At 61.0% G+C, this 15,414-nt stretch carries 12 protein-coding genes and 1 pseudogene; 7 read left to right on the top strand and 6 right to left on the bottom strand.

All coding sequences use genetic code 11. The annotated features are described in order from the left end of the window. Nucleotides 1-63 precede the first annotated feature (63 nt). Both BS630_RS16490 and BS630_RS16485 read right to left on the bottom strand, forming a co-directional pair. A complete protein-coding gene (locus BS630_RS16490) occupies nt 64-891 on the bottom strand; it encodes a ferritin-like domain-containing protein (RefSeq protein WP_077978263.1) in 828 nt (275 codons plus the stop codon). Next, nucleotides 888-1,361: a peroxiredoxin gene (locus BS630_RS16485; RefSeq protein WP_012757610.1), complete on the bottom strand. Its 474-nt coding sequence runs from the start codon at nt 1,359-1,361 to the stop codon at nt 888-890. Before BS630_RS16485 ends, BS630_RS16490 begins: the two co-directional genes overlap by 4 nt. 125 nt (nt 1,362-1,486) lie before the next feature. On the opposite strand from BS630_RS16485, the gene BS630_RS16480 reads away from it, so the two are divergent. After that, nucleotides 1,487-4,885 carry a YhdP family protein gene (locus tag BS630_RS16480; RefSeq protein WP_077978262.1) on the top strand — a complete coding sequence of 1,133 codons (3,399 nt, stop codon included), beginning with the start codon at nt 1,487-1,489 and terminating at the stop codon, nt 4,883-4,885. Between the two features lie 48 nt (nt 4,886-4,933). Here the strand turns inward: BS630_RS16480 and BS630_RS16475 are convergent, their stop codons facing one another. Beyond that, entirely contained in the window at nt 4,934-6,595 is a 1,662-nt protein-coding gene (locus BS630_RS16475) for an alpha-amylase family protein (protein ID WP_077978261.1), read from the bottom strand. Between the two features lie 238 nt (nt 6,596-6,833). On the opposite strand from BS630_RS16475, the pseudogene BS630_RS16470 reads away from it, so the two are divergent. Further along, nucleotides 6,834-7,126 (top strand): annotated as a pseudogene (locus BS630_RS16470) (hypothetical protein). Nucleotides 7,127-7,185: 59 nt separating this feature from the next. Here BS630_RS16470 and tyrS read toward each other — a convergent pair. Beyond that, nucleotides 7,186-8,442, bottom strand: coding sequence for a tyrosine--tRNA ligase (tyrS, locus tag BS630_RS16465; protein WP_077978260.1), 1,257 nt, complete (start codon nt 8,440-8,442; stop codon nt 7,186-7,188). A 133-nt stretch (nt 8,443-8,575) separates the two neighbouring features. Here tyrS and BS630_RS16460 point away from each other — a divergent pair, with 133 nt between their 5' ends. Both BS630_RS16460 and BS630_RS16455 read left to right on the top strand, forming a co-directional pair. After that, nucleotides 8,576-9,694, top strand: coding sequence for an anhydro-N-acetylmuramic acid kinase (locus BS630_RS16460; RefSeq protein ID WP_077978259.1), 1,119 nt, complete (start codon nt 8,576-8,578; stop codon nt 9,692-9,694). Beyond that, the gene (locus BS630_RS16455) at nt 9,691-10,221 is read left to right on the top strand and encodes a GNAT family N-acetyltransferase (RefSeq protein ID WP_077978258.1); all 531 of its coding nucleotides are present in this window, start codon (nt 9,691-9,693) and stop codon (nt 10,219-10,221) included. Before BS630_RS16460 ends, BS630_RS16455 begins: the two co-directional genes overlap by 4 nt. On the opposite strand, the gene BS630_RS16450 is transcribed toward BS630_RS16455, so the two are convergent. Then, on the bottom strand, nt 10,218-11,393 hold the full coding sequence (locus BS630_RS16450; protein ID WP_077978257.1) for an acyltransferase family protein: 1,176 nt from the start codon (nt 11,391-11,393) through the stop codon (nt 10,218-10,220). The genes BS630_RS16455 and BS630_RS16450 overlap by 4 nt on opposite strands. A gap of 143 nt (nt 11,394-11,536) precedes the next feature. Continuing rightward, nucleotides 11,537-12,214: an alpha/beta hydrolase gene (locus tag BS630_RS16445; RefSeq protein WP_003559715.1), complete on the bottom strand. Its 678-nt coding sequence runs from the start codon at nt 12,212-12,214 to the stop codon at nt 11,537-11,539. 217 nt (nt 12,215-12,431) lie between these two features. Between BS630_RS16445 and BS630_RS16440 the strand changes: the two genes are divergently transcribed. From BS630_RS16440 to BS630_RS37030, 3 genes are all read left to right on the top strand, one after another. Beyond that, the gene (locus BS630_RS16440) at nt 12,432-13,649 is read left to right on the top strand and encodes a cysteine desulfurase family protein (protein ID WP_077978256.1); all 1,218 of its coding nucleotides are present in this window, start codon (nt 12,432-12,434) and stop codon (nt 13,647-13,649) included. A 93-nt stretch (nt 13,650-13,742) separates the two neighbouring features. Then, nucleotides 13,743-15,212 carry a Fe-S cluster assembly protein SufB gene (sufB, locus tag BS630_RS16435; protein ID WP_020050101.1) on the top strand — a complete coding sequence of 490 codons (1,470 nt, stop codon included), beginning with the start codon at nt 13,743-13,745 and terminating at the stop codon, nt 15,210-15,212. A gap of 1 nt (nt 15,213) precedes the next feature. Next, nucleotides 15,214-15,387 (top strand): hypothetical protein, encoded by a 174-nt coding sequence (locus BS630_RS37030; RefSeq protein ID WP_158081411.1) that lies wholly within the window; start codon nt 15,214-15,216, stop codon nt 15,385-15,387. Nucleotides 15,388-15,414: the final 27 nt, after the last annotated feature.

Raw genomic sequence — 15,414 nt, 5'->3', positions numbered from 1 at the left:
TTAGACACCGTTATGGTTAATGAATACTTTCATTGCTGCCGTCGTGTCATAAATTCAGTGACTTCAAGCGTGGCTGATCGATGCAAGCGCGCGGTAGAAGGACGGCGTCAGCCCGGCCTCGGCGCGGGCAAGGTCGTTGAAGGGCGGCTTCAGCGGTCCGCGGAAATTGGCACGCACCAGCTCCTGGAAGGCCTTTGCCGGATCGCGCTTCTCGCGGGCGCAGAGAAAGCGGAACCATTTGGCGCCGACGGCGACATGCCCTTTCTCGTCATTGTAGATGACGTCGAGCACCGCTGCACTTTCGAGATCGCCGGTCTGGCGCATCTTCGCCTGCAGCGACGGCGTGACGTCGAGGCCGCGGGCTTCCAGAATCAGCGGCACGACGGCGAGCCTTGCCGTCAGATCGTTGCGCGTCGCATGGGCGGCCTGCCAGAGACCGTCATGGGCGGGCAGATCGCCGTAATCGGCGCCGAGATCCTTGAGCCTGGCGCGCACCATGCGGAAATGCTTCGCCTCCTCGAAGGCGACCTGCATCCAGCCGTCGAAAAAGGAATTCGGCACCTGCTCGGTCGCGAATCGCGCGACGATATCGAGCGCCAGATCGACGGCGTTGAGCTCGATATGGGCGATGGCGTGCAGCAGCGCGATCCGGCCTTTGAGCGTATGCAGCGAGCGCTTCTCCACCTGGGTCGGCGGCGTCAGCACCGGTTTGTCAGGACGGCCGGGCCTGTCGGGCAGGGCTGCATCAAGCGGCGAGCGCAGCGACACCCGGCGGGCGAACCAGCGGGTGGCGCTTTCCTGCGCAAGCGCCGTCTTGCGGTCAAGATCAGCGGAGGAGATCGCATCGATGGCGCCGCCGCGCAGCGAGGTTATCGTGAGATCCCCGGTCACGCCGCCAGGTTCCTCACGGCCTCGAGCACGGTTTCGGCATGGCCCTGCACCTTCACCTTCTGCCAGATGGTGGCGATCGTGCCGTCCTGGCGGATCAGGAAGGTGGTACGCTCGACACCCATGAAGTTGCGGCCGTACATGCTCTTTTCCTTCCAGACGCCATAGGCCTGCAGCGTCGTTTTTTCCTCGTCCGAGGCGAGCGCCACCGAAAGACGGTGCTTCTTGATGAACTTGTCATGGCAGGCGGCCGAATCGGGCGACATGCCGATGACGGCAGCACCCGCCGCTTCGAACTCGGCTGCTAACGCCGTGAAAGCCAGTGATTCGGCGGTGCAGCCCGTGGTGTCGTCCTTGGGATAGAAGAACAATACGAGCGGCTTACCGTGGAATTCGGCCAGCGAAACGCGGCCGCCGCCGTCGCGGGGAAGGTTGAAATCAGGGGCCGAGACGCCGATGCCGGGAACCGCCATTGGGAAAACCTTTCTTTTGCCGGGTTTGTGGATGACACTTTCTCTCCCCGAATTATATAGTGGACGGATACCCGTCCAGCATGGCCGGGTTCAATTCTTCACTTAAAGGGAGAGCCCAAGGGCGCATGTCAGCCATCCGCGGCGAAAAGGTCACGTTTCGCAAGAAGGATATCGTTGCGCTGGACCGCTTGCCGTCCGCCCAGGCCGAGGATCCGATCATCGTTCATTGCCCGCCGCCGCGTTCGTCGATGCGCCGCACGGCGAAGCTGACCTCAGGATTTCTGGGACTGATCCTCGTTATTCTCGCTGCCATCGTTTTCACCGTCGAGAGCGGCATGTTCGACAAGCCGCTGTCGCAGCAGGCGCAGGCGGCGCTGAATGGCGTGGCCGGACCGCGCTACCGCGCCGAGGTTGGTTCCACCGTCATCCGCTTCACCTCTGATTTCCGGCTGGCGCTGGAAGCGCGCAACGTCAACATGATCGACCAGGAGAGCGGCCAGCACCTGTCGACGACGGGTTCGGTGCGCCTGGGGCTCGATCCGCTGCAGCTTTTCCGCGGCCGCATCGCCGTCGCGGACATCGAAGCGGAGGATATCGCCCTCGATACCGCGCTTCTGCCCTCCGGCAATGCCGTCAAGCTCGACGATCTGCGCATCGACGCCATGCCAGCGGCGATGGAGAAGATCTTCTCGCAGTTCGACATGTTCGACAGCATCGTGACGCGCGGCTCGACCAATTCGGTGCGCATCTCCGGCCTCGATATCAAGCTTGCCGATACCGCCAACGGTCCGCTGTCGCTCGTCATCGACAATCTCGTCTTTGCCCATGCCGGCCCGTCCTCGCTGCAATTAACCGGCGAAGTCGCGCTTAACGGCGAAGTGGCGGAGCTCGACGTGCTGGCCGAGAAGCAAGATGGCCACGTGTCCAAGGTCGTGGCGACGCTGAAGCATGCCGACCTCACGCCCTTCGGGCTGAAACGCAACGATCAGGGCGCAATACGGCAAGGGCTCAGCGCCTTTGCCGACCTCACCGTGTCGGCCACCAGAGGGCGCGATGGCGTGCAGCCGGCGCTTGCGGCGACAATCGATATCGATCCCGGCCAGATCTATGCGGATGGCGATCCGCAGCAGCTGTCGGGCGGGCAAATCAATCTCGTCTACGATTTCGCCAAGCAGACGATCGAGATCGCCCGATCGAACGCCCGGTTCGGCGCGACCACGCTTCCCATCAATGGCGCGCTGATCGATCTCGACAAACTCGACCCGCAGGCGGGCAAAGGCTTCGGCATCGACCTGCTCGTCAGCGGCGGCACGGCAGCTCCCGCCGGCTCCGGCGAGCAGCCGCTCTCCTTCGACATCCAGGCGACCGGGCGCTACATGGTCGCCGGCCGCGAATTCCAGTTTCCCAACATAACCGCTTCCAGCCCGCTCGGCGCGCTCTACGGATCGCTCCACGTCAAGCTCGGCGACAAATCGCCGGAGATCAGCTTCGCCGGCCAGTCGGCGCAGCTGCAGACGACAGCGATCAAGCAGCTCTGGCCGTTCTGGATGGCGCCCAAGGTGCGCACCTGGGTGCACGGAAATCTCTTCGGCGGCACCGTCACCAACGCCACGATATCCGTCTTCATTCCTTTCGGCAGGTTGGACGAGGCAGCCGGCGGCAGGGGCCTGAAGCTCGACGCCAACCAGATCCGCATCGGCTTCGACATTGCGGAGGCGCGGATGAACGTCGCCGGCGACATTCCGCCGATCCGCGACACGTCAGCACATTTCGACCTGACCGGCCCGGTTGCGACGATCGCGATCAAGAACGGTACGTCCTATTTCCCCTCCGGCCGGTCGGTCGGCCTCGGGCAGGGGACGTTCGTCTTGCCCGCCACCTACGATAAACCGCTGATGGCCGATATCGATCTCGCGGTCTCCGGGGCGGCTGACGCCGTCGGCGAGCTTCTGACCTACCGGCCGATCCGGGTGCTGCAGCGCGCCGGCTTTACGCCCGACGATCTCAAGGGCCGGATCGAGGCGAATGTGAAGGCCCATTTCGGCCTGCTCTCTTCGCAAAACCCGCCGCCGGCCGAATGGACGGCGGCAATGAAGCTCACCGATATCGATCTTGCCAAGCCGTTTTCCGGCCGGATGATCAGCAATCTCGACGGCACGCTGAACGGCAACCCGAAACGGATCACGCTTGACGCAAAGGCCCAGATCGACGGCGTCCCGGCCGATATCGATCTTACCGAACCGGTCGAGGCATCCGACACAGCGGCCAAACAACGGGTGATCACTGCGACCCTTTCCGAGGACCAGCGCAACAAGCTGATACCCGGCCTTTCCGGCATCGTCGGCGGCAGCGTGAAGATGGTGCTGACCCGCATCGACGACGACCGGCAGGACGTCCAGCTCGACCTCACCAAGTCGCTGCTCGAACTGCCCTGGATCGGCTGGTCGAAGGGCAGCGGCATTGCCGCCACGGCGGAATTCGAAACGTCAGGCCCGGCCGACAATACCCAGATCAAGAACTTCCGGCTGAAGGGCGACGGTTTCGGCGCCAATGGATCGTTGAACATCGGCAAGGGTGGGCTGATCTCAGCCGATTTCGACAGCGTCAAGCTCTCTTCGCTCGACGATTTCGCCCTGTCGGTGAAGCGCAGCAAGGGCAATTTCGACGTCTCGGTCTCCGGCGACAGCGCCGATGCGCGGCCGGTCATCCAGCGGTTGAAATCCGGCTCGGACGGTGATGGTGATGGGGATGCCGGCGACACCGGCGTATCGGTGCGCGCCAGGCTGAAGAACGTCATCGGCTTCAACGACGAGAAGGTCGGCAATTTCCAGGCGCAAATATCACTGCGCGGCGACAAACTGCAGGCGCTCAATTTTTCCGCCGTTACCGACAGCGGTGAGGCCGTGGTCAGCCAGATGAAGGACGGCGGCGTCATCAACATCACCAGCGGCGATGCCGGCGCGGTATCGCGTTTCGCCGATCTCTACCAGCACATGCAGGGCGGCCTGCTCAATCTGGCGATCCGGCTGGGGGCGGAGGGCGGCTGGGACGGCTCGCTCGACGTGCGCCGCTTCGCGATCGTCAACGAACAACGCCTGCGCTCGATTGTCTCGACACCGGTCGGAAATGAGCAGCGCAGCCTCAACGAGGCGGTCAAGCGCGACATCGATACCTCGTCGCAGCGCTTCCAACGCGGCTTTGCCCGTGTCGTCTCGCGCAATGGCATGGTCGGCATCGAGAACGGCGTGCTGCGCGGCGACCAGATCGGCGCAACCTTCCAGGGCATCGTGCGCGACCGCAAGGGCAACATGGACATGACCGGCACCTTCATGCCCGCCTACGGCCTCAACCGCCTGTTCGCCGAACTGCCGCTGATCGGCGTCATCCTCGGCAATGGCAGCGACCGCGGCCTGATCGGCATCACCTTCAAGCTGACAGGCAAGTTCGACCAGCCGAACCTGCAGATCAACCCGCTGTCGATCATCGCGCCGGGCGTCTTCCGGCAGATTTTTGAGTTCCAGTAGAAGGGAAAGACTGGAACCGACCATGGACGGCCTGTGATCTCCTCTGGGCTAAATCTCCTTTCGCCTCAGAAGATAATCGAGACCGCCGACGCGATACCAGCGATAGCCGTATGCGTCGAGCATGACGGTATGAAATCCTTTTTCATCTGCCTTGCTGCTTTCGCCATCGGCGATATCAATGAGTTGTCGGCCGTGTTCGCCTAAGTCGGCGTCGAAAGTCACTTCCGCCGGCCGCGCATGCAGATTGTGCAGGATCAATACGGAATTGCCGCGCCAGTCGTAACGAAGCGCCAGCACGCCGTCGTCACCGGTGTCGATCACGGAAAAGTCGCCCCAGCCGATCTCAGGAGCTTCCTTGCGCATCCGGATCATTCGCTCGGTCCAGTTCAGCAACGAGTTCGGGTCACGCCGCTGCTCGGCAACGTTGATATGCTGGAAGCCGTAGGGGCCGTCCTTGATGACAGGCGAGATGGGCTTTTTACTTTTGGTGAATCCGCCCTCCGGTTCGGTCGACCACTGCATCGGCGTGCGTGCGCAATTTCGCTCGGGCAGGCACAGATCGTCGCCCATGCCGATTTCGTCGCCGTAGCGTATGACAGGCGTTCCGGGCAGCGAAAACAGCAGGCTGTAGGCCATTTCGATCCTGCGGTGGTCGCCGCCGAGCATCGGCGCCAGGCGACGACGAATGCCCCTGTCGTAAAGCTGCATGTTCTTGTCGGCCCCGAAAGCGGCAAATACCGCATTGCGCTGCTTTTCCGTCAGCCGGCCGAGGTCCAGTTCATCATGGTTGCGGAGGAAGAGGCCCCATTGCGCGGTCGCCGGGCGCGGTTTCGTCGCCTCCATGGCCTTCTTGAGCGGCCGCGTGTCGGCGCTGGCGAAAGCGTAAAACAGCGCCTGATTGACCTGGAAATTGAACATCATCTGCATGCGGTCGCCATCATCGCCGAAATATTCGAAATTGTCCTTCGGCAGGATATTGGCCTCCGCCAAAATGATGGAATCGCCCAGGCGCCACTGCAGGAATTCGCGAAATTTCCTCAGCATATCGAATTGTTCGACAGGCTTGGTAACGTCGGCGCCTTTTGTCGCGATGATGAAAGGGGCGGCATCCATCCTGAAGCCGGAGACACCGAGCTGGATCCAGAAGCCCATGATCTTGAGGATTTCCGCCTGCACCTCGGGGTTCGATGTATTGAGATCGGGCTGATGATCGTAGAAGCGGTGAAAATAATAAGCCTTTGCCTTGTCGTCATAGGTCCAGGTCGTCTTCTGGACGCCCGGGAAGACCATGCCCTGATCGGCATTATCAGGTTTTTTATCCGACCAGACGTACCAGTCGCGATAGCGCGAGCGTGGATCGCTCCTTGCGTCCTGGAACCAGGGATGGTCCCTGGATGTATGATTGATCACCAGGTCGATCAGCACCCGGATACCGCGTTGCTTGGCGCCGTGGGTGAACTCGACGAAATCGCCGAGCGAGCCATAGCGCGGGTCGACATTGTAATAATCGGAAACGTCGTAACCGTCGTCGCGACCGGGCGACGCCTGGAACGGCATGAGCCAGATCGCGGTCACGCCGAGGCCGGAAAGATAATCGAGGCGCCGCATCAGGCCCTGAAAATCACCGACGCCGTCACCGTTCGCATCCATGAATGTTTCGACGGACAGGCAGTAGATGACAGCGTTCTTATACCAGAGGTCGTTGATCATGCCGGGGCTCCAATCCAATCTGGTCGCAAATCCCGGCGGGCGGAAAAGGTTCCGACAAAGTATGCGTTATGCGGGTCGTGGCGCTTTGCAGCAGAGAAGTGCGTGGGCTCCTCCTCGACAAAACCGATTCGCCCAGGCTGACAAATTCGGTAGTGACGCTTTGCCTATTTGAGGGAAATCTGATGTACTATACTGTCCCGGTCAGCAGGCAACGGCCGGTGCAGTGTCGGAGGATGCCATGCAGTGCGCCCGGACAGTTTCTTTTGCATCTGCCGCCATGATGGTCGTGTGTCGCTTTCTGCGGAAAAGAGCGTGCGGTTGAAATCGCAAGAGGCGGTCATCCGTTCCGACCACGTCCTGACGGTTCCTCTGGACGCGATGATGACGCCGCCGATCTTCTCGATCAGCTGGTGGTCGCGGGTGAAGCCGGCTTCAAGCGTCGATCCGCCGGGCTATCTTCTTAAGAGACCAGACGAGATGACGCGGAATACCGGCGGGGAGCCGAATGATCTTGCTCGCCGATCCGAATAACGAGGCGAGGAAAAGCCGGCGAGGACGCCGGCTTCGATATTGGTTCGGAATTGAGGCCCTTACGCCGCGCGGCGGATCAGAATGTGCTTCTTCTTGCCGAGCGAGAGCTTGATGACGCCGTCGGTGGTGATTTCACCGCTGCCGATCATCTTGCGTTCATCGTTGACGGCCTCGTCGTTAATGCGGACGGCGCCGCCCTGGACGTGACGGCGGGCTTCGCCGTTCGATGAGGCAAGGCCGGCACGAACGATCAGCGACAGCAGGCCGATGCCAGCGTCGAGCTCGGAGGCGGGCACGTCGACCGACGGCAGATTTTCCGAGAGGCCACCTTCCTCGAAGGTCTTGCGCGCGGTTTCGGCAGCCTGTTCAGCGGCCTGGCGGCCGTGCAGGATCGCCGTTACCTCGGTCGCAAGGATCTTCTTGACCTCGTTGATCTCCGAACCGCCAAGAGCGGAGAGACGGGCGATTTCATCCATCGGCAGCGTCGTGTAGAGCTTCAGGAAGCGCGAGACGTCGGCATCCTCGGTGTTGCGCCAGTACTGCCAGAAATCATAGGCCGAGAGCATGTCGGCGTTCAGCCAGACAGCGCCGGTCGCCGACTTGCCCATCTTGGCGCCGGACGACGTCGTCAGCAGCGGCGACGTCAGCGCATAGAGCTGCTGTGTCCCCATGCGGTGACCGAGATCGATACCGTTGACGATATTGCCCCACTGGTCCGAACCGCCCATCTGCAGGCGGCAATCGTAGCGCTTGGCAAGCTCGACGAAATCGTAGGCCTGGAGGATCATGTAGTTGAATTCCAGGAAGGACAACGACTGTTCGCGGTCGAGACGCGTCTTGACGCTGTCGAAGGACAGCATACGGTTGACCGAAAAGTGCTTGCCGACATCGCGCAGGAATTCGAGGTAGTTCAGCGAGCGCAGCCATTCGGCATTGTTGATCATCAGCGCGTCCTTGGGGCCGTCGCCGTAGTTCAGGTAATTGGAGAAGACGCGCTTGATCGAGGCGATGTTGCCTTCGATCGTATCGACGGTCATCAACTGGCGCGCCTCTTCCTTGAAGGAGGGATCGCCGACCATGCCGGTGCCGCCGCCCATCAGCGAGATGGCGCGATGGCCGGTCTTCTGCATCCAGTGCAGCATCATGATCTGGATCAGCGAACCGGCGTGCAGGCTGGGCGCGGTCGGATCGAAGCCGATATAGGCCGTCACGGTTTCCTTGGCGAACAGGTCGTCGAGGCCGCTTTCATCGGAGATCTGATGAATGAAGCCGCGCTCTTTCAGCGTGCGGAGGAAATCGGACTTGAACTCGGACATAGGTTTCGTCTCTTGGTGTCTGCTTCGCACCCCATGCGGGCTTGAAGCAAGTTCGTTGTTGTTGATCTGTCGCGGCGCGTTTAGCACTGTTTTTATAAAAGTGCATCCGGGAATCGCATGGGAGGCAAGCCTCATGGATGTCATCAGGACCGCGATTGGGCTGATGAGCGGCACGTCGATGGACGGAATCGACGTCGCGTTGATCAGGACTGACGGCCGCGGCTTTATCGAGCGCGGGCCGTTCATGGGCGTGCCCTATGACGCGGATTTTCGCGGGCGGCTCAAACGGGCGCTGGAACTGTCGCGTCCACTCAGTGAGAGAAGCCAGCGACCGGCTGAGCTTCGCGATATCGAGCTTGAACTGACGGCGCGGCATGCAATTGCCGTTACGGCATTCATGGGGCGTTTCGATATCGCGGCCGATACCGTCCATGTTCTCGGCTTCCATGGTCAGACAGTGCTTCATCGCCCTGATGAGGGATTGACGATCCAGATCGGCGACGGCGGGGAACTGGCCAAGAGAACCGGCATATCGGTGGTCTACGACATGCGCGCCAACGATATGGTTCATGGCGGGCAGGGCGCGCCGCTGGTGCCGGCCTATCACGCAGCACTTGCGGGAAAATTCCAGCAGGCGGGACAGGCGGTGTGCTTCGTCAATATCGGCGGCATCTCCAATCTGACCTTTATCGGCACGGACGGACGGATATCGGCGTTCGACAGCGGTCCGGGCAATACGCTGATCGACCAGTGGGTGGAGATGCAGACCGGCAAAACCTATGACCCCGGCGGCGAGATCGGTGGGCGCGGCAAGGTCGTGACCAGCCTGGCGGAACGTTATCTGCAAAGCCCGTTCTTCCGCGGCAATGTTCGCCGTTCGCTGGACCGTGGCGATTTTGCGCCGCTTCGGCCGGAGGAGGCGGGTCTTGAAGACGGTGCCCGGACGCTGGCGCATGTCGCCGCCGCCTCGATCATCAAATCCGCCGGTTTTCTGCCGGAGACCCCAGCGATCTATATCGTGTGCGGCGGCGGGCGGCTGAACGCCACCGTGATGGCGGAGTTCTCGGCCATGGCCGAAAGGCTGGGCTCGAGGGTGTTGACGGCCGAGGAGGCGGGCTTCGACGGCGATGCGATGGAAGCCGAGGCCTGGGCCTATCTCGCCGTCCGATCGCTGGACGGGCTGCCGCTGACATTCCCCGGCACGACAGGGGTCGCGACTCCCGTCAGCGGTGGGGTGCTGGCAACGCCATGACAGAGCAAAGAGTCATGCTGAAGACGCCACGGCTGACCGTCGTCATGTGGGACGAAGGCGATGCGGCTCTCGTGCAGCAACTGCATTCGACGATGGCGACGACCCGATATCTTCCCGGTAACGCGCCATGGAGCCTCGATAGGGCTCAGGAGCGGCTGCGCGGCTGGTTCGAGGAACAGGCAGGCGTCGGCACGACCAAATACAAGCTCCTCGCCGAGGACGGCAGCTTCGTCGGTCGCGCGGGGATTTCGAAGTTCAGGAACGAGCAATTCGAACTCGGCTATTCCCTGCGCGAGGAGGCGTGGGGCAAGGGCCTGGCAACGGAAGCGGCGAGCGCGCTTGCCGACTGGTTCTTCGAAAGGGAGTTTGCATCGGGCTTCATCGCCTTCACGCATCCCGAAAACACCGCCTCGCAGCGCGTCCTCAGAAAGATCGGCATGCACGAACGCGCGCCGATCCTGATCGATGGAGTGCTGGACATGGCTTTCGAACTCACCGCCGATATGCGGCTGACGAAAGACTCCTAGCTTTTTACGGCGACCGGCCGGACATGGGATTCGCGCCCAGCCTGATGGCCATCCTCGACGCCCCTGACCTGGGCGATGAAGGAGAATTTCTTGCGAAGGCCGAGGATCGGCTTCTCGATGAAATGCCAGGACAGCACCGCGACGGCGAGAGCCGATGGCAGGCCGACGAGATAGAGCGCCAGCGCACCATATTTCTGATAGAGGAAAACCGATGGGAACGAGCTGATCCAGATCTGCAAAAACGGGTCGTGATAGAGATAGACGCCGTAGGAATAGTCGCCTTTCCTGAAAAAGGCCGGAATGGGCACCTCAGTCAGGCCGATGAAGACGGTGATGTAAACGAGGGAAGTGATGACCAGCGGACGGTTGAGCACCGACTCCGTCGCACTGCTGTCGAGGGTGAGAATGGCGACGATGCAAACCAGGCAGGCGGCAGCGAATAGCCAGCGGGAATGCGGAATGACCGCTTTGAACTGATAGACGACGATGCCCATCATGAAGGCCGTGATCAGCTGCGAGCCGCGGCTCATGAAGAGGAAGCGCGCGATAGGCTTGATCGAGCCTGGCAACAGATAGGGCATTTTCTGCACGATAAGGCCGATGACGATGTAGGCGATCGTCACCGCCAGCAGCTTGTAGCGCGTCTTCACGATGGCGGTGATCATCAGGAACGACATGATGATGTAGCAGAAGATTTCCCAGGGAACCGTCCACAGAGCGCCGTTGACGCGCTGGCTCGGATTATCCTGGAAGACGCCCGGCAGCTCGTAGTGGATCCAGCCGACGATATTCAGGAAGTATTTGAAAAACCGCTGATCGGTAAAATATTCGGAGTGGTAAACGACCGTAATGATCGGCCCGATGATCAGCGAACAAACGACGATATCGACGGCAAGGGCCGGGACGATGCGCAAGCCTCGGTTGATCAGAAAATTCCGGAGGCTCAGGCGCTGGGCGCTGCCGGCGATCAGAAATCCGCTCAACGCGAAGAACATCGGAACAAGAGCGTATTCAGTGAACCAGAATACCGACCCCCTGATGAAGTCATTGTTGTCGGTTAACAGAAAGGAATGGGTCAATACGATGGAAAAGGCGAGCCCTATTCGAAGGAAATCGAACCCCGGACCAATTCCCCTATACTTATCCAGGACTTCCCCGAACGACTTGGTCATTGCGGACCTCGCTTTTGTTAGGATCGCGAGGACCCTACCGCACTGCAACATGGATTGCAACACGATAGGTGATCTGTTCCGGCACAGCCGGCCCGGTTGTGTTCCGGACCGTCATGGCATTGATGAGGCTGAGATTTTTGGTGTCAGCGAATCCGCTTGGCGGCCGGTTCCGGCACCAGTTCGCCGTTGAGGCGACGGTCGAGATAATCCTCGCATTCGCCCATCAGCGTTTCCACCTGGCCATTGAAGAAGTGGTTGGCATTGGCAACGGTGCGGTGGGTGATGAGGATGCCCTTCTGGGTCTTCAGCTTCTCGACCAGGCCGTTGACATCCTTTTCCGGCGCGACCTTGTCGGCCTCGCCGTTGATGATCAGGCCGGAAGATGGGCAGGGCGCCAGGAAGGAAAAATCGTAGGTGTTCGGCTGCGGCGCGATCGACATGAAGCCTTCGATCTCCGGCCGGCGCATCAGGAGCTGCATGCCGATCCAGGAGCCGAAGGAATAACCGGCGACCCAACAGGTCTTGGAATCGGGATGCAGGCTCTGTACCCAGTCGAGCGCCGAGGCGGCATCCGAGAGCTCGCCGGCGCCGTGGTCGAATTCGCCCTGGCTGCGGCCGATTCCCCGGAAATTGAAGCGCAGCGTCGTGAACCCGCGCTTCTGGAACATGTAGAAGAGCTGATAGACGATCTGATTGTTCATCGTGCCGCCGAACTGCGGATGCGGATGCAGAATCAGGGCGATGGGCGCGCTTTTTTCCTTGGAGGGCTGGTAGCGGCCTTCAAGACGGCCGGCTGGGCCGTTGAAAATAACTTCGGGCATTGGTACTCCGGGTTTTATTTCGCGTTCGCGCTGCGTTGGATGACAACATGACTTGACTAGTGTTGTCAGCTTTTCTAAAACGCAGTTTAGAACAATTCGAAACTTGCATGGCGATCCACGCATCGTGGAACGTGTCATAAGGCAAGCCCGGCGGAAATTTCAAGAAAAATGAACCGCGGCCGCTGAAGCAAGCTCGTCAAGCGCAGGACTGAAGATCATGGCGCCGCCACGCCTTTATCTCGACTGGAATGCCACAGCGCCGCTGCACCCCGCGGCACGCGCGGCGATCATGCGCGCCATCGACGTGTTTGGCAATCCGAACAGCGTGCATGGCGAGGGTCGCGCCGCGCGCGCCGCCATCGAAGGCGCACGACGCAAGGTGGCAGCACTTGCCGGCACCGATGCCGGCAATGTGGTCTTTACCAGCGGCGCGACCGAGGCTGCCAATCTGGTGCTGACGCCGGATTTCCGCATGGGCCGCACGCCGCTTCGCCTTGGCCATCTTTATTTTTCGGCGATCGAGCATCCAGCGGTGCGCGAAGGCGGCCGCTTCGCCAAAGAGAATATGACGGAGATCCCGGTGACGGAAGCCGGCATCGTCGATCTCGATGCACTCGGCCTCCTGCTCGATGCGCATGACAAGGCCGCCGGCCTGCCGATGGTCGCCATCATGCTCGTCAACAACGAGACGGGCATCGTCCAGCCGGTCGAGGCGGCGGCTAAGATCGTCCACGCCTATGGCGGGCTCTTCGTCGTCGACGCCGTGCAGGCGGCCGGCCGCATCGCGCTCGATATCGTCAGGATCGGCGCGGACTTCATGATCGTTTCCTCGCACAAGATCGGCGGGCCGAAGGGTGCCGGCGCGCTCATTGCGCAGGGCGAAGCGCTGATGCCCAGGCCGCTGATTCAGGGCGGCGGGCAGGAGCGGGGTCACCGCTCAGGGACGCAGAATTCGCTGGCGCTAATCGGCTTCGGCGCGGCAGCTGAAGCGGCGGCCGACGAACTCGAGGCGCGCAATGCGGCGATCGGCGCGTTGCGCAAGCGGCTCGAAGCCGGCATGCGTCAGGCGGCAGCCGATGTGATGATCCACGGCGAGGGTGGCGAGCGTGTCACCAATACGATCTTCTTCACCTTGCCGGGGCTGAAGGCCGAGACCGGACAGATCGCCTTCGATCTCGAAGGCGTTGCACTTTCCGCAGGTTCGGCCTGCTCATCGGGCCGGCTCGGCGAAAGCCATGTGCTGACGGCGATGGGCCGTGACGCCAAGCTCGGCGCTCTGCGCATCTCGCTCGGCTTTTCGACGACGGAAGAGGATATCGACAGGGCGATTGCGGCTTTCGCAAAGATCGCCAACCGGCGCAGGTCGGCTGGGGAGGCGGCTTGCCCCGTATCAAAACTTGCGGAAACGCAAATTTCTGCTTGCCAATCGGGCTGAAAAGTCCCTTTTGGCCTCTTACATAAAGGGCAAGACAATTGCCCAAACACTACAAGCTGCCGGACCTTGTATCCGGCGAGATTGGAGAATGAGATGGCTGCCGTGCAGGAAACAATCGACCGGGTGCGCCTGATCGATGTGGACCAGTATAAATACGGTTTCGAGACCGTCATCGAGATGGACAAGGCGCCGAAAGGCCTGTCCGAGGATATCATCCGCTTCATTTCGGCCAAGAAGCAGGAGCCGGAATGGATGCTGGAATGGCGTCTCGAGGCCTATCGGCGCTGGCTGACGCTGGAAGAGCCGACCTGGGCGCGCGTCAACTATCCGAAGATCGATTTCAACGACATCTATTATTACGCCGCGCCGAAGAGCACGCCGGGTCCGAAGTCGCTCGACGATGTCGATCCGGAGCTGTTGAAGGTCTATGAAAAGCTCGGCATCCCGCTGCGTGAGCAGGAGATCCTTGCCGGCGTCGAGAAGCCGAAGATCGCGGTCGACGCCGTTTTCGATAGCGTCTCGGTCGTCACCACCTTCAAGGCAGAGTTGAAAAAGGCCGGCGTGATTTTCATGTCGATCTCGGAAGCCATCCGCGAGTATCCGGAACTGGTGAAGAAGTACCTCGGTTCCGTCGTTCCGACGAGCGACAACTACTATGCGACGCTCAATTCGGCGGTCTTTACCGACGGTTCCTTCGTCTTCGTGCCGAAGGGCGTTCGTTGCCCGATGGAGCTGTCGACCTATTTCCGCATCAACGAGAAGGGCACCGGCCAGTTCGAGCGTACGCTGATCATCGCGGAAGAGGGCGCCTACGTCTCCTATCTCGAAGGCTGCACAGCGCCGCAGCGCGATGAAAACCAGCTGCATGCCGCCGTGGTCGAGCTGGTTGCGCTCGACGATGCCGAGATCAAATATTCGACGGTGCAGAACTGGTATCCGGGCGACAAGAACGGCAAGGGCGGCATTTACAACTTCGTCACCAAGCGCGGCGATTGCCGCGGCGATCGCTCGAAGATTTCGTGGACGCAGGTCGAGACCGGCTCGGCGATCACCTGGAAATATCCGTCCTGCATCCTGCGCGGCGACGACAGCCGCGGCGAATTCTACTCGATCGCCGTGTCCAACGGCCATCAGCAGATCGACAGCGGCACCAAGATGATCCATCTCGGCAAGAACACGTCGAGCCGCATCGTTTCCAAGGGCATCGCCGCCGGTGTTTCCAACAACACCTATCGTGGCCAGGTTTCGGCTCACCGCAAGGCGTCGAACGCGCGCAACTTCACTCAGTGCGATTCGCTGCTGATCGGCGACAAGTGCGGCGCCCATACCGTGCCCTACATCGAGGCGAAGAATTCGACGGCGCAGTTCGAGCATGAAGCGACGACCTCGAAGATCTCCGAGGACCAGCTGTTCTACTGCCTGCAGCGCGGCATCCCGACCGAAGCGGCGATCGCACTGATCGTCAACGGCTTCGTCAAGGAGGTCCTGCAGGAACTGCCGATGGAATTCGCCGTCGAGGCGCAGAAGCTGATCAGCATCTCGCTGGAAGGCTCGGTCGGCTGACATGGAAACTGCGCAGTTTATTGATCAGGTGGCCACACCGATTGGCGTGGCGGTTGCCAGTCTTTTCGTTTTTCGCCGCAAACGGCCGAACGCGGAGAGAATGAGCTGGATAATGAGCATTGCGGGAGCCGCCATGGTGCTTATTGCCTTTGTGGCACTTAAGCGCCTCTTATAAACTGATCTTCACATCCACTTTTGTACA

The sequence above is a fragment of the Rhizobium laguerreae genome (assembly GCF_002008165.1).
Lineage (GTDB): Bacteria > Pseudomonadota > Alphaproteobacteria > Rhizobiales > Rhizobiaceae > Rhizobium > Rhizobium laguerreae.
Note: the sequence above shows the minus strand (reverse complement) of the source record. Positions and strands in the feature narration are given on the sequence as shown.

Bases quoted from the DNA above. Each gene is read 5' to 3' on its own strand.
- BS630_RS16485 (WP_012757610.1), bottom strand. From the start codon at position 1,361: ATGGCGGTTCCCGGCATCGGCGTCTCGGCCCCTGATTTCAACCTTCCC.
- BS630_RS16480 (WP_077978262.1), top strand. From the start codon at position 1,487: ATGTCAGCCATCCGCGGCGAAAAGGTCACGTTTCGCAAGAAGGATATC.
- BS630_RS16475 (WP_077978261.1), bottom strand. From the start codon at position 6,595: ATGATCAACGACCTCTGGTATAAGAACGCTGTCATCTACTGCCTGTCC.
- tyrS (WP_077978260.1), bottom strand. From the start codon at position 8,442: ATGTCCGAGTTCAAGTCCGATTTCCTCCGCACGCTGAAAGAGCGCGGC.
- BS630_RS16460 (WP_077978259.1), top strand. From the start codon at position 8,576: ATGGATGTCATCAGGACCGCGATTGGGCTGATGAGCGGCACGTCGATG.
- BS630_RS16455 (WP_077978258.1), top strand. From the start codon at position 9,691: ATGACAGAGCAAAGAGTCATGCTGAAGACGCCACGGCTGACCGTCGTC.
- BS630_RS16450 (WP_077978257.1), bottom strand. From the start codon at position 11,393: ATGACCAAGTCGTTCGGGGAAGTCCTGGATAAGTATAGGGGAATTGGT.
- BS630_RS16445 (WP_003559715.1), bottom strand. From the start codon at position 12,214: ATGCCCGAAGTTATTTTCAACGGCCCAGCCGGCCGTCTTGAAGGCCGC.
- BS630_RS16440 (WP_077978256.1), top strand. From the start codon at position 12,432: ATGGCGCCGCCACGCCTTTATCTCGACTGGAATGCCACAGCGCCGCTG.
- sufB (WP_020050101.1), top strand. From the start codon at position 13,743: ATGGCTGCCGTGCAGGAAACAATCGACCGGGTGCGCCTGATCGATGTG.
- BS630_RS37030 (WP_158081411.1), top strand. From the start codon at position 15,214: ATGGAAACTGCGCAGTTTATTGATCAGGTGGCCACACCGATTGGCGTG.